Here is a 14397-nt window from a genome sequence, read left to right as displayed (position 1 = left end):
TGGGGTGAGAAAGGTCCGCTCGTCCGCTGTCAACTGCCGCAGCATGTGGCACCGCTCCTTCACTGGAAGCCCTCCCGATCCGCGTCCGGGCACCTGACGTTAGGCCTCACCGGCGGGGGTCGTAATGGAGCAATTGCCTACTCGTGCCGCACATGGCTGGAGGTTTTCCCCATTGAGTGAAGCCGGACCACAGCACGCATACTGGGTCCGCAACATTACGGCTCACCAATGTGGAGCGGACGGGGCGATGGCGGATCCGGGTGGCGACGGGCGCTACCGATCATGGCTGGAAATGCTCATCGACGGTGCCTCCTTGGCCGAGCTCGAGAGTCACCGTGCTCTCCGCTTGAGCAGCGCGGGGTCCGGTCAGACAGCCGAGATCGAGGCCGAGGCGCGGCGAGCGATCCACCTCCACGCGCTGCTTGCCGAGCGTAAAAGGCACGCCGCGGAGCTCACCGTTCTCAATGACCTCGCCCGGCAGCTCACCGCGCTGCGCCACCCGAACGAGGTGCTGGACGAGGTGGCGGCACAGACCCGCCGGCTGCTGGGGGTCGACGTCGCCTTCATCATGCTCGCCGACGATCAGGGACTGTTGCGCATCGAACTGGTCAGCGGGTCACTGGGGAGCGCCCTGCGCGGAATAGAGCTGCTGCCGGGCGTCGGTCTCGGCGGACGCGTGCTGTACGACGGGCAGCCCTACTGGTCGGAGGACTACGTCGCCGACCCGGAGCTGCGGCACGATCCGGACACCGACGCCGCGGCCGGAAAGGAGCGCATCGGCGGCATCCTCGGCGTACCGCTGCGCATGGGGACCGGCACCATCGGGGTGCTCGTCGCCGCCGACCGGCGTCCGAGGAAATTCAGCGAGCATGAGGTCGCGCTGCTCGTGTCCCTCGCCGCGCACGCAGCCGTCGCCATCCACAACGCCGAACTGTTCGACCAGTGCCACCGCGCCGCCGAGAAGCTGCAGCGCAGCAACGAATCCGTCCGCCGCACCGTCGGCCTCCACGAACGCCTCACCAACATTGTGCTGGTCGGCGGAGGACTCACCGAGGTCGTCGACGCCATCGGCGAAGTCTTGAGCGCCGATGTCCTCTTCCTGGACGCCGACGCCACCGTCATCTCGACGAATGGCCCCACGTCCGCCCTCGCCGGGAACGTCAGAGATCTCAGGGCCCTCGCGAGTGGCTTCAGCGATCCCGGCGATCGCAGGACGCACACGGGACAGGCGGCCGGCACGTGCTGGGCCAGCACACCGATCGTCATCGCGGAGGATTTGGCCGGCTGTCTGATCGCCCTTCGCGGCCAACCCTTCGACGACGACGGAACCAGGTTCCTCGAAGCGGGTGCAACCGTCGTCGGTCTGGCGCTGGCCTCCGACCGCGCGGTCGCCGAGGCTGAGCGGCGCGCGCAAGGCGAGTTCGTGACAGCACTGCTCGGCGGGCACACCGATGACACGACGCTTCGCCGTCGTGCGACCGCAGCAGGGATGAACCTGGGCAAAGTGCGGTGTGTCGTCGTGCTGGACCCCGGACATGGTGACGCGGCCGCCGCGACGGCAACCGCCGTCCGGCTGGCTCACGATGCAGGAGGATGGTCAGCGAACTACAACGGGCACGCCGTGGCCCTGCTACCGAGTGCCGCTCTCGGTGACGTGCGCGACCGGCTGAGGTCCCTGACTGCCGACGGGGCGGTGACCGGTGGGATCGCCTCCACTGGGGGAACCGCCGACGAGGTGCGAGAGGCATACCGCAAGGCAAGTGACTGCACAGCCTTGCTGACGGCCCTGGGCAGGGCGGGAACCTGTGCGGTAGCGGACGAGGTGGGCGTCTACCAGTCGCTGTTCGCGCGATCTGGCCGGGAAGAGCTGAAGAGGTTCATCGACACAACGATCGGCGCACTGCTGAGCTACGACTGCGCACACCAAACCGAGCTGACCCGAACGCTCGAAGCATACTTGTCACGGGCGTCGCGGCACACTGCGACGGCCCAGGCCTTACACATCCACGCGAACACCTTGTACCAACGTCTTGCGAAAATTGGGGAGATTCTCGGCGGAACCTGGAAGGACCCCGACTTCGCGATCGAGGTGCAGTTCGCGCTGCGACTGCACCGGCTGTCCACAGCGCTGGACCACCCGCCCGGTCGGCCGTCGTGACTGCGCGGTCATCGCACCACCGGCTCCGACCTGGCCGAGCCGTGGGTTCCTGAGAACGTGTCCTATGTGGTGAGGCGGAGGAGTCGTTTGTAGCAGCACAGGGCGGCGGCGAGGTTCGGGAAAGGCCAGGTAGTTGCGGGGATTGCGCTCGTAGCGGGGGCTGAGTCGGCGATAGCCGGACAGCCAGGAGGTTGGTGCGCTCGATGACCCAGCGGCGCAGCCCTGATCGTTCGCTGGACTCGATGCCTTTGCGCGCGATGCGCACGCCGATGTGCTTGCTGCGTAACCATTTACGCAGGTGAGTAACGTCGTAGGCCTTGTCGGCATGCAGGCGTTGGGGCTTGTAGTGGCGGCCGCGGTGGGGGTCGTGTCTCGTTTGGTGACCCGCCACCATCGGCCTCAGCGCGTCGCTGTCGTGGACGTCGGCGGCCGAGACGCCGACGAGGAGGGGCAGTCCGTTCGCGTCCGACAGGACGTGCATCTTGGAACCTGGCGTGCCCCGGTCCACGGGGCTCGGACCTGTGTGTTCGCCCCTCTTTTAGCCCTGACGTGGGCGGAGTCGAGGACGACGCGGGTGACGTCGACCAGGCCGGCGTCGTTCAGTCGGTGCAGCACGGCTTCGTGCAACCGGCCCCAGACGCTGGCTCTTGACCAGATGAGGAAGCGGCGGTGGGCGGTCGATTTCGAAAGGGTGCAGATCTTGTAGGGGTGCCTCGTTTGGGTGATTCGTGGATGTTTGGGGCGGTGCGGAGGTGGTCGGCTCCTACCGTCGCGGGTGTTGGCCCGCGGGTGTAAATCTAACGGCCGTTCGTTTGACAGAGCCGCGGGCGCTGTCCCGTCCTACGAGACGGCAGGTCTGCGCGGCGGTCATATTGTCTGGGGACGGCCTGGACGTCACGACGCCTCCGTTCACCCGCCCGGCGCCCACGAGCGTGGGCGCGCAGATACGGTATCTGGTCAAAGATCACGGGCACCAAGGCAGTCTTCCGGAGGCCGTGGGTGTTCGCACGCACCGTCCGGCGGTACGTGACGGAGCAGATCAAGAAGCCGCACGTGAACCTCGCCGAGCCTGGAGCGCGAGGTGAAAGCCCAGTGACAGCCGTAGGTACGGGCGAGTGCTCGTGAGGAGTCGGCGGCATCGTCATCGGCACCCGAACCTGACTCCGCTACATCGCACCGATCGGATCGCCGGTCCGGGGCCACATCCGGACTCGACCGTTGCCCTGCCGCACCACTACGCCACCGATCTCTTCGAGACACTGAAGGATGCGCGGTTCACGGACATCGGGCACCTGAAGTGCAGCTCCTTCCCGGTCAGCCGTGAGGCCCAGACTGGTGTGACTGGTCTATTACCACTTCCGGAACAAGAAAGAACTGCTCAGCGCAGTGGCCGAGACTGCCATGGCACCCCATGCGACGGCTCCGATACCGGAGCCTGTCCAGGACTGGCGTGAGTGGTTGCCGGAAAACGCACGCAGCTTCCGGCGGACCCTACTGCTGCGCCGCGACGGCGCACGACTCCATGCTGGAAGTCGCCCGGACGGCGCAGACCTTGACCGCATCGCCCACAAGATAGCCTTCCTGCCCACTTCCGGTGTGCCTGAGCGGGGCGCCCAGATGGCACTGGCTGCCGGGCGCTTCACGGTCGGCAGCGTTCTCGAGGAACAGGCAGATACCGGCCGTGGCGTCGGCGCGGACTCCGCGGCCGTCCCGCCGATCGATCACGAGTCGGCATTCGAGGCGGGCCTGGCTCTTATCTTGGACGGCTTGACATGCCGCATAGGCGCCCTCATTTCACTAGTTACAGTTCACGCCGCCTCACGGTCTGACTGACCAGCGGCAGCAGCCGATAACTGACACGTTCACTGAGTGCGACCTCCGTCTTCGTACGGACGACTCCAGGCAATTTGATCAGCTGCTGGATGACGTCCTCCAGGTGGACGTTGTCCCGCGCGACCACACGGCAGACGAGATCGCCCTCGCCGGCGATGCTGAACGCCTCAAGGACTTCCGCGACCCCGCCCAACTGTGCCGTGACTTCCTCCAGTCTGCCCTGCGCCAGATGCAGGTGGACGAGGGCGAGCACGGGATAGCCCATTCTGGCGGGACTGAGTCGGGGGGCGAAGCTGGCGATCACTCCGTCCCGCTCCAGCCGGGCCAGCCGACTCTGCACCGTCCCTCGGGCGACCCCGAGAATGCGCGCGTACTCACGCATACCGGCACGCGGCTCCTCAAGGAGCAGACGCAGGATGGCAGTGTCCAGCTCGTCCATGTCCATGGCTGTACCGATGGCCCTTCTCATCCAACAGCACACTCGAGGAACTGTGCCATTGGCCCAGTCTCAAGCCGATTTATTGACCCAATAGAGTAAAACGAGTCTATCATCCGGTCCAATGGCCAAGGGATGCGTGGATCTCAAGAATTCAGGCGGTACGACATGGCAACTGCGGTGACCGGCTCGACCACGGACGACAGCTTCACCCTCGAAGACCGATATCTGCGCGACGAAGGCACGGTCTACCTGACCGGCATCCAGGCCCTCGTGCGTCTGGTCCTCGACCGAGTCAGGCACGACCGGCGAGCCGGGCGGAGTACCGCCGCATTCATTTCGGGCTACGAGGGCTCACCCCTCGCAGGATTCGACCTGGAGCTGGCCCGTCGCTCGAAACTACTCACGACCTACGACGTCGTACACCGTCCCGGCCTCAACGAGGAGCTCGGGACCACGGCCGTCATGGGCAGCCAGCTCGCCGGCGCCCTCGGCGACAGGCGGCCGGACGGCGTGACTGGCATCTGGTACGGCAAGTCTCCGGGCTTGGACCGGGCGAGCGACGCCTTCCGGCACGCGAACCTCGCGGGCACGGATCCGCGCGGCGGCGCACTTGCCCTGGTCGGTGATGATCCGGTCGCCAAGTCCTCGACGGTACCGTGCGCCTCCGAGCTCACCCTGGCCGACCTTGCTATGCCTACTTTCTACCCGGCTGACCCGCAGGACATCCTCGACTACGGCTTGCACGCCGTCGAACTCTCCCGCGCGAGCGGCGTCTGGGCGGCGATGAAGGTAGTCACCAATGTTGCGGACGCGGCAAGCACTGCGGTCGTAAGCAGCGGCTGGGCCCCGCCCTCTGTGCCCACGCTGGGCTTCACCAAGCCATACACCCACAAGCCCAGCACCCACCTGCTCGGCGCCAGTCTCGCCGCCCTCGAACACAGTCTCTACACCGAGCGACTGCCCATGGCGCTGGAATACGTGCGAGCCAGCGGCGTCAACCGGATCATCGGCGGCACCCGGCAGGCCGACCGGATCGGCGTCATCTCAGCAGGCAAGCCCTACCTCGATCTCCAACAGGCGCTGCGCACGCTCGGCATGGACGAGGCGGCGCTGGAACGCTACGGAATCAGGCTGCTGAAACTGGGCGTCATCCATCCCCTGGACCCAAACCTCATTCGGGAGTTCGCCGAGGGGCTGACCGAGATCATTGTCGTCGAGGAGAAGCGATCGTTCATCGAGTTCGCCGTCAAGGAGATTCTGTACGGCGTCCCAGGCGCCCCCGCCGTGTACGGCAAGATGGAACCTGATGGCACCGTGTTGTTCGCCCAGGCCGGCGAGCTGGGCGCCGACGCCGTTGCGGCCGGACTCGGACGGCGCCTGTCGGCGCCCGAGTACAGGGACATCGAACCGGTCATCGCATGGCGCGAGAAGCGCCGCCAAGAGCGCGTTCAGCTGCCGCTGCTGGGAGTGACGCGTACGCCATATTTCTGCTCGGGTTGTCCGCACAACTCCTCGACCAAGGTTCCGGAAGGCTCGCTGGTCGGCGCTGGAATCGGCTGTCACACCATGGCCGTCTTTATGGAGCCCGACCAGGTGGGCACGGTCACCGGCCTGACCCAAATGGGCGGTGAGGGCGCCCAGTGGATCGGAATGGCTCCCTTCACTGACCACAAGCACTTCGTGCAGAACATTGGGGACGGTACCTTTACCCACTCCGGGAGCCTCGCAGTGCGTGCCGCGGTCGCAGCCGGCGTCAACATCACTTACAAGCTCCTGTACAACGATGCAGTGGCAATGACCGGCGGTCAGGATGCAGTCGGCGCGATGTCGATCAGTCAAGTCGCCCAACTGCTTCTCGTCGAGGGCGCCGCCAAGGTGATCATCACCACCGAGGACCCCGAACGGTTGCGTAAGGCGCGCGTCCCCAAACTGGTGGAAGTCCGGCACCGCGACGAATTGATACGCAGCCAGAAAGAGTTGGCCGCGATCCCGGGTGTCACAGTACTTATCCACGACCAGGAGTGCGCTGCCGAGAAGCGGCGCAAGCGGCGTCGCGGCAAAATGGAGACGCCGCCCGTCAAGGTCGTGATCAATGAGCGGGTATGCGAGGGGTGCGGCGACTGCGGAGTCAAGTCCAACTGCCTGTCCGTACAGCCGGTGGAGACCGAATTTGGCCGCAAGACCCGCATCGACCAGTCCTCGTGCAACGTCGACTACTCGTGCCTGGCCGGCGATTGCCCCTCCTTCGTGACCGTGGTGCCCAGCGGACGCAAGGCCAAGCACACGGCGGCCGCCGAGATCTCGCCCGAGATGCTGCCCGAACCTGAACGGCGCGTGAAGGACGATAACTTCACCGTACGCATCACGGGCGTCGGCGGCACCGGCATCGTCACCGTGGCCCAGATCCTCGCCACCGCCGCGGTGATCGACGGCAAGCACGTCCGTACTCTCGACCAGACTGGCCTCGCCCAGAAGGGCGGCGCGGTGGTCTCGGACATCAAGGTGACTTCGTCCGTCATCGAGCAGGCCCCGAAGCTGGCCGACGCCGAGTGCGACCTCTACCTCGCCTGTGACTCGCTGGTTGGGATCGATCCACAATACCTCGCGGTGGCGGACCCGGATCGCACGGTGGCAGTCATGTCGACCACAGAAGTCCCCACGGGCAACATGGTCATCAATACGACAGCGTCATTCCCAGAACAGAGCGCCATCCGCGCGGCGATCGACGCGGCCAGCGCGCACGCATTCTATGTCGACGGGCGGAAACTGGCCGAGGATATCCTCGACGACGATCAGTACGCCAATATCCTACTGCTAGGCGCGGCCTACCAGTTCGGAGCGCTCCCTCTGCCTTCGGCTTTGATCGAGCAGGCCATTCAGCTGAACGGTGTGGCCGTAGACCGCAACGTCCAGGCGTTCCGGCGTGGCCGCCAACTGGTGGCCGACCCCGAGGCCCTGTGGGCCTCCACCAAGCGCGGTGGTACTCGTAACCTCAGACAGCCGAGCGCCGCGGCTCAGCACATCAAGGCTCTCGTCCATGCCGAGGCCGATACAGAACTAGCCCGACTGCTGGACGTCCTGGTACCGGAACTCATCGCCTACCAGGACGAAAAGTACGCTCGCCGATACACGGAGTTCGTGGAGCGTGTGCGACTGCTCGAAGCGGGCCCCACGGTCGTTACCGAGGCCGTGGCCCGCAACCTGTACAAGTTGATGGCCTACAAGGACGAGTACGAGGTGGCCCGCCTTCACCTTGAAGAAGAGTTGCTAGCAGACATCGAGGCGCAGTTCGGGGAAGGTGCGACATACGCCTACCAGTTGCATCCACCAGTGTTAAGGGCCATAGGCATGAAGCGAAAGATCAGCCTCGGTCCCCGCACCCGGCCGGCCCTGCGCGTCCTGCGCGCGATGCGCAAGATGCGCGGAACCCGTCTGGACGTTTTCGGCTACGCAGGTGTACGACGGATGGAGCGCGCGCTTGTCGACGAATACCGAGACGCCGTGCTGTGCGCCTTGAACACCGCCCACGCTCACAGCCAGGACCACGCGACCATTGTTGAGTTGGCCGAACTGCCCGACATGGTTCGCGGCTACGAGCACATCAAGATGGCTAACGTAGCGGCCTACCGAGTCAGACAGACCGAGTTGCTGTCTCAACTGGAGACTCCTGTGGCCGCCGGTCGTAGCTGAACGTGCGACCGACCATCAACCTCTGATCCCTGAAAACGATTACGAGTTCATGCTCATTAACCGTCAAGAGGGATTTCAGGGCGCGGGTACCTGGATGCGGGAGACCGATGCGGAACCCTCCGGGCACCGGGCGCTTCCATCGCGGCGGCGTAGCGCAGAACCACGGGATCGGCAGCGCGGCGAGGTGATGGGGATCTGCAGGGTGGGCGTCCTGGCGAGGTGGCGGTCATGTGCGGGACGGGCCTCCCGGCGGGGAGCCGAAGATCGATGGGACGGCGAACCAGGACGCGTGGCGGAAACCGCAGGACCCCGTACCCGGGGTGTGGCGGAAACGTGCAGGACCACCGTCCCGGCGAGGTGCTCGAAGCCTGCATGCATGTCCCGGGCGCTGCCGGGTACGCGGTGGGGGCCGCGCCCGTGGCCGAGGGGTCCGGGCGGGCCGTACGACCGCCGCTACCAGGGGATCCGCCATGACGACACCCGCCCACGACGACCTCCCGACGCCGGCCCGGCGGGCGCTCGACGCACTGGCCGCGGACGCTGCCGACCCGGCCGCCCTCGACGCGCTCGCGAACAGCGACGTCCTGGTCCCCGTGCCCGACGACATTCCGGACACGGACGTCACCGACCCCACGGCGCTCGCCGTACCGGTCCTGGAACGACCCGGGGGAGAACCCGTCGTACCCGTGTTCACCTCGGAGGCGGACCTGGCCGAGCTGCTGCCGGCCGTCTCCCGCTACCGGCTGGTGCCTCTCGGCGCCCTCGCGGCGCAGTGGCCGGACGACGCCCCGGCGCTCGCCGTCGATGCCGGCTCCGACCACGGCCTGGTGCTCACCTCGGAGGGCATACACACGCTGGCCGCCCGCTGACCGTTCCGGGCGGCACCGCACAGGAAGCCCGTCTCGGCGCCGGGTCAGAATGTCTGCATGGAATGGATCTCCGGCGTGGCCGGCGCCGTGGTGCTCGGAGTGGTCCTGGGCAGCATCCTGCGGACCCTGGTGGTGCCCCGCGGTCTGTACTCGATGCTGGTGTTCCGGCTGTGGTGGGTCCTGCGGCGACTGCTGCGGCTCACGGCGTTCCGGGGCGGCTACGAGGCCGTGGACCGTGCGCAGACCTGGCTCGCTCCGCTGATGCTCATCGGCATGCTCGTCACCTGGCTGGCAGGAGCCCTGCTCGCGTACGGGCTCCTGCTCTACGCCTTCTCGCCGTTGTCCTGGGCCACCTCCTTCCGCGAGGCGGGGTCCAGCCTGTTCACGCTCGGCTTCGCCAGCGGCGACCGGCTGAAACTCTCGGTGCTGGACTTCATGGCCGCGGCCACCGGTCCCGTCCTCATCGCCCTGCAGATCGCCTACCTGCCCACCCTGTACGCCGCCTACAACCGCCGCGAACTGGAGGTGACCCTCCTGCAGTCCCGCGCCGGCGAGCCCGCCTGGGGACCGGAGATCCTGGCCCGGCAGTGGCTGGTCGACACGGAGACGGCGCTGCCCGAGCTCTACCGTTCCTGGGAGCGCCTCGCCGCGGACATGGGCGAGAGCCACTCCACGTACCCGGTCCTGCTGACGTTCCGCTCGCCTCGCCCGCACTTGAGCTGGCTCGTCGGGCTCATCGCCGTGATGGACGCGGCGGCCGTGCAACTGTCGCTCACCCCGAACTCCGCGCCGCCGGAGGCCCGCCTGGTGCTGCGCGCCGGGTTCACCGCCCTGCACGACATCTCCCGAGGGCTGCGCTTCCCGTTCGACGCCGACCCGGCACCGGACGCCGCGATCCAGCTGACGTTCGTCGAGTTCGACGCGGCGGCGGAGATGCTGGAGGCGGCGGGCTTCCACGCCGAGCGCTCGACCAAGGAGGCCTGGCCGCACTTCCAGGGCTGGCGCGTCAACTACGAGGCCGTCGCCTACGAACTGTGCCGCCGCAGTGACGCCGTCCCGGCCCTGTGGACCGGCCCCCGCGACTTCCCGTCGACCCCGATCCCACCCCGCCGCCCGAGAGACCGCCGTCCTGGGGAGGGCGGGCAGAAGCCGTCGCCTGCGCAGGGGTGATCCACCTGGCCGCGGGGGGAGCCCGAGAACGCGAGCAAGCCGTCAGGCGTGGGCGGGCGCCCTCGACTCGCCGTTCACAGACGAACACGCGCCGGATCTGCAACCGAGGCCGAAGCCGGAACCGGCCCTGAAACCGAGGGCATCCCGGGCGGAGCCAAAGCCTTCCCCGGCGGAGCCGAAGCCCTCCCGGCCCGAACCAGCCTCGTCGGTCAGCTCTCCTGGCCCGCCAGCATCCGCTCCAGCACCGCCCGCTGCAGCGGCTGGACCTCGGTGTGCAGGTCGCGGCCCTTGCGGGTGAGCGCGACCCATACGCCTCGCCGGTCCTCGGCACAGATCGATCGCTCGACCAGACCGTCCTTCTCCAGGCGCCCGATCAGCCGGGACAGGGCACTCTGGCTGAGGTGAACCCGGCCGACCAGGTTCTGCACCCGGCACTGGTCGCCCTCCTGGCGCGACTCGGAGGCGAGGATGTCGAGCACCTCGAAGTCGCTCGCGCCCAGACCGTACGGGTGCAGCACCCGGTCGATCTCGCACATCGTGCGCGCGTGCACCGACAGGATGTCCCGCCAGCGCTCCTCGAGCCGGGTCTCGGCCGTCTTGACTGCCATACCCGCACGGTAACACCGATCCAGCCAGTTGTTGAGTGTGCAACTAGTGCGGGTGCATGCGGCCGCTCGAGACTCAGGCGGCCGGGTCCTGGAGCAGCCCCATGAGGTTGCCGTCGGCGTCCTTGACCGAGGCGATCAGCCGGCCGTTACCGACGTCCCGCACGTCCTCGAGCAGTTCGGCACCCGCCTCCAGCAGCGCCGCGAGCCTCCCCCGGAGATCCGTGACGTGCCAGAACGGCACCGGTCCGGTCATGCCCCTGGCGTGTCCGTTCGGGTCGAGCCCGATGTCCTGCCCGGCGTCCTTGAAGCCGACGTAGTAGGGCTCGTCCGCGTAGGGCTCCACCCCCAGCAAGATCTTGAACAGAGCCTTCGCCTGGTCGATGTCCTTGACGGGGTAGACGATCGTCTTGAGTCCGGCGGTCATGCCAACTCACTCCTTCTTGCCGTGTGGGCCGACGTGATCCGTCGGTGCTTTCACGCTAGGGCGGGGAGGCCCGGTACGGCTTCTCAGATCCTGACCGCTTCCTGAGCCCATGCCCCAGGGCCCGCCGTCACTCGCTGCGCAGCACCTCCGCGACGGTCAGCCGGGCCGCCCGGCGGGCGGGAACGAACGCACCGAGCACCGCGATCACCAGTCCGGCCAGCGCCAGCAGGGCCAGCTCGGGGGCGTGCCAGACGTCCGTCATGTACGACGGCAGAGCGATGTCGATCGCTCCCGTCATGCGCGGGATCACCAGCTCGTAGGCCGCGATGCCCAGCGGGATGCCGAGCACGGATCCCAGCGCGCCGAGCACCGCCATCGACGTCACTGTCATCACCGTGACCTGGCGTGGTGTCATGCCGATCGACTTCAGCATGCCGAGGTCACGCCGCCGGTCGTGGGTGTTGAGGACGGCTGTGTTGAAGACACCGAGCGAGGCGATCAGGGCCAGCGCCAGCGTGAGCGCGGTCGCCGAGCCGACGATGGTGCGCGTGATGTTGTTCGGGCCTCTCAGCTGAGGTGACAGGCCCGGGTCGGCCGCCCGGACCGCGCGCGCGTACCTCTCCTGATCCACGCCGTCGCCCAGCTTGACGTGGTAGGCGATGGGCTTCACGTCCGGCATCAAAGCGACGGCCGTCGGCCACGCACCGGCGATCAGCCGGTCGTTGTCCAACATCGTCTCGCCGACGACCGTCAGGTCCACTTCGCGGCCGCCCTTGCGCAGTCGCAGGTGATCCCCGACGTGCACCCCGTTGCGGCGCAGGAACGCCGAGCCGGCCACCACCTCGCCGGTGCGGTGCATCCAGCGGCCCCGGGCCAGGACACTGTCCAGGGGGAGGTCGCCGCGCCGGCCCTCGAACATCACCCGCTGCGTGGAGCCGACCAGTACCGCGTCGTCGTCCGACCGCGCCGTGACCCGGGTCGCACCCGGCAACGAGCCGAGCAGCGACTGGATTTCCCGGTCGCTGTGCACCGGTCGTACCTCCTTGCCATGCCGGTGGCTGCCGACGTACACGGTGACGTCGTACGCGTGCGTCCCCGCGGTCCCGAGGCCGGTCATCGTCGCCGCCAGGCCGGTCGCGAACGTCACCGTCGTCACACCCAGGACCACGGCGGCCAGGGTGAGCGCGCTGCGTGCCGGACGGGCGAAGGGCAGTCCCGCCCCGAGGCTCACCGATCGCGGCAACCGTGCACCGGCCAGACGCCGCTGGACGCCGAGCGCCCGCCCGGTACGTGGCGCACTGCCCGTGCTGATCGCTCGCGCCGCCGGCATCGCGCGTGCCCGCATCGAGGGACCGAGCGCGGCGAGCACGCAGACGAACGGCATACCGAGCAGGGCGAGTACGTTCACCCAGGGCGCGATTCCTACGCTGTCGCGCAGCACCCCCGAGTTCGGCCCGGTGAACACGAACCGGAAGAACGGCTGGGCCAGCAGGTTCCCGGCGAGGGTTCCGAGCGCGCAGCCCAGGACGGCCGGTACGGAGATCATCACCAGGTAGACAGTCAGCACCTGCCCCGGTGTGAACCCCAGTGCCTTGAGGATGCCGATGTGCCGGAACCCGGAGACCACGGCCCCGCCGACCACGTTGGCGACGATCAGCACGGCAACCAGGATGCCGAGGATGCCGAATGCCATGAGATAGGGGGCGTAGGCACGCGCGTTGCTGCCGACCCGGTGCTTGAGCGACAGATACGTCTGCGCCCCGGCGAGAGTGCCCTTCGGCAACCCTGCGGTCACCTCGGCCAGTTGCGCGCGCAATCGATTCTCCGACGACGCGTCCCGGAACCGGAACAGCATCTGTGTCCCGGTCGGGTGCAGGGCCTCGATCTGGTCGGGTGCGACCCACACGTCGGCTGTGTCACTCAGGTCGAAGGCGAACCCGACGATGGTGAGCGTGGGCCCCGACGGCACCCTGAACTGCTTGCCCAGGTCGTCGGCGGTCCAGTCGGACTGCCGGTTCAGGACCATCTCGCCGGGCCGGGTGGGCCACCTGCCCGCCCACAGGTCGACCCGGTCCACCGGGCCGCCGGGTCCAGGCCGGCCCACCACGGTGACCTCGCCGCCGAGGCCGAAGTCGCCCGCCCCGCGTGGAATCTCCATCGTCGCCTGCGGGAACGGCCCGGCCACCGCCGCGGTCCCCGACCGCTCTGCCGCGCGTGTGAGCCGGTCGTCCGAGACCTTGTTCCGGTCGAAGGCAGCCACGACATGCGGCCCCCGCTGCTTTCCGAAGACGCGGTCGAAAGGTGCCGTCGCCGCGTCGACCAGCCCCAGCGCGACCACGATCGACCCTGTCGACACCAGAGCCACCAGCCAGATGACCAGCGTCTGCAGCCCGCGTCGACGCACGGCCGCCCGGGCGGCCCGCCACACCGCCCTCATGCGGACGGCTCCAGACTGTGCTCGCCGGTCACCCGGCCGTCCGCGACCTGCACCAGCCGGCTCGCACAGCGCCTGGCCAGATGCTCGTCGTGCGTGACCAGGACCAGTGTCTGACCGATCTGGTTGAGGTCCAGCAGCAGGTCCATCACCTGCTCTCCGGCCCGGCTGTCCAGCGCGCCGGTCGGTTCGTCGGCCAGCAGGAGAGCGGGGCGGTTCATCAACGCTCGTGCCACGGCGACGCGTTGCCGCTCACCTCCGCTGAGGACTGCCGGATAGGCGTTGCGGCGATCCGCGATGCCCAGCTCCTCGAACAGCTCCAGGGCGCGGCGGCGGGCCTGGCGGGCCGGGCTGCCGGTCAACTGGGCGGCCAGGGCGACGTTGTCGAGCGCCGACAGGTCGTCGACGAGGTTGAAGAACTGGAAGATCATGCCGATCCGGCGCCGTCGGTACAGCGCGAGGCCCTTCTCGTTCAACTCCCCGACGTTCTCCCCGTGTACGAGGACCGTGCCGCCCGACGGGCGGTCCAGTCCGGCGATCATGTTGAGCAGAGTGGACTTCCCGCATCCCGAGGGCCCCATCACCGCGACCGCCTCCCCGGCCCGGATCTCCAGCGACAGCCCGTCCAGCGCGACCGTCTCGCCGTACTCCTTGCGCACACCGTCGAGCCGTACGACGGTCTCTCCCGTTCCCACCTCATCGACCATGCACAGGACGCTAGACGCGCGACCCGGCAGACGGCATCCGTCCCCGGACGGCACCTCGGCGGGAT

General features: G+C 67.9%; 10 protein-coding genes and 1 pseudogene. 5 read left to right on the top strand and 6 right to left on the bottom strand.

Going from position 1 to position 14397, the window contains the following annotated elements; translation table 11 throughout:
• The first annotated feature begins 346 nt into the window (after nt 1-346).
• A complete protein-coding gene (locus tag IEZ19_RS07930; protein WP_189310375.1) occupies nt 347-2158 on the top strand; it encodes a helix-turn-helix domain-containing protein in 1812 nt (603 codons plus the stop codon).
• A gap of 62 nt (nt 2159-2220) precedes the next feature.
• Here IEZ19_RS07930 and IEZ19_RS07925 read toward each other — a convergent pair.
• Nucleotides 2221-2848 (bottom strand): annotated as a pseudogene (locus tag IEZ19_RS07925) (IS5 family transposase); the annotation flags it as partial.
• A gap of 711 nt (nt 2849-3559) precedes the next feature.
• Between IEZ19_RS07925 and IEZ19_RS07920 the strand changes: the two are divergent.
• A complete protein-coding gene (locus IEZ19_RS07920) occupies nt 3560-3991 on the top strand; it encodes a TetR/AcrR family transcriptional regulator C-terminal domain-containing protein (RefSeq protein ID WP_189310619.1) in 432 nt (143 codons plus the stop codon).
• Here IEZ19_RS07920 and IEZ19_RS07915 read toward each other — a convergent pair.
• Nucleotides 3960-4436, bottom strand: a complete 477-nt coding sequence (locus IEZ19_RS07915; protein ID WP_189310618.1) for an Lrp/AsnC family transcriptional regulator — start codon at nt 4434-4436, stop codon at nt 3960-3962. The two genes, IEZ19_RS07920 and IEZ19_RS07915, sit on opposite strands and share 32 nt — an antisense overlap.
• 159 nt (nt 4437-4595) lie before the next feature.
• Here IEZ19_RS07915 and IEZ19_RS07910 point away from each other — a divergent pair, with 159 nt between their 5' ends.
• From IEZ19_RS07910 to IEZ19_RS07900, 3 genes are all read left to right on the top strand, one after another.
• A complete protein-coding gene (locus IEZ19_RS07910; RefSeq protein WP_189310374.1) occupies nt 4596-8120 on the top strand; it encodes an indolepyruvate ferredoxin oxidoreductase family protein in 3525 nt (1174 codons plus the stop codon).
• Nucleotides 8121-8590: 470 nt separating this feature from the next.
• Complete coding sequence (locus IEZ19_RS07905; RefSeq protein WP_189310373.1) at nt 8591-8989, top strand: SseB family protein; 399 nt, start codon at nt 8591-8593, stop codon at nt 8987-8989.
• A 57-nt stretch (nt 8990-9046) separates the two neighbouring features.
• The gene (locus IEZ19_RS07900; RefSeq protein ID WP_189310372.1) at nt 9047-10159 is read left to right on the top strand and encodes a hypothetical protein; all 1113 of its coding nucleotides are present in this window, start codon (nt 9047-9049) and stop codon (nt 10157-10159) included.
• Between the two features lie 209 nt (nt 10160-10368).
• Here the strand turns inward: IEZ19_RS07900 and IEZ19_RS07895 are convergent, their stop codons facing one another.
• From IEZ19_RS07895 to IEZ19_RS07880, 4 genes are all read right to left on the bottom strand, one after another.
• The gene (locus tag IEZ19_RS07895; RefSeq protein ID WP_189310371.1) at nt 10369-10767 is read right to left on the bottom strand and encodes a MarR family winged helix-turn-helix transcriptional regulator; all 399 of its coding nucleotides are present in this window, start codon (nt 10765-10767) and stop codon (nt 10369-10371) included.
• A gap of 73 nt (nt 10768-10840) precedes the next feature.
• Nucleotides 10841-11191, bottom strand: a complete 351-nt coding sequence (locus IEZ19_RS07890; RefSeq protein WP_189310370.1) for a VOC family protein — start codon at nt 11189-11191, stop codon at nt 10841-10843.
• A 127-nt stretch (nt 11192-11318) separates the two neighbouring features.
• Nucleotides 11319-13628, bottom strand: coding sequence for an FtsX-like permease family protein (locus IEZ19_RS07885; protein WP_189310369.1), 2310 nt, complete (start codon nt 13626-13628; stop codon nt 11319-11321).
• Nucleotides 13625-14332, bottom strand: a complete 708-nt coding sequence (locus IEZ19_RS07880) for an ABC transporter ATP-binding protein (RefSeq protein ID WP_189310368.1) — start codon at nt 14330-14332, stop codon at nt 13625-13627. Before IEZ19_RS07880 ends, IEZ19_RS07885 begins: the two co-directional genes overlap by 4 nt.
• Nucleotides 14333-14397: the final 65 nt, after the last annotated feature.

The sequence above is a fragment of the Streptomyces brasiliensis genome (assembly GCF_014647875.1).
Taxonomy (GTDB): Bacteria; Actinomycetota; Actinomycetes; order Streptomycetales; family Streptomycetaceae; genus Streptomyces; species Streptomyces brasiliensis.
This window is presented reverse-complemented; position numbering and strand designations above follow the sequence as displayed.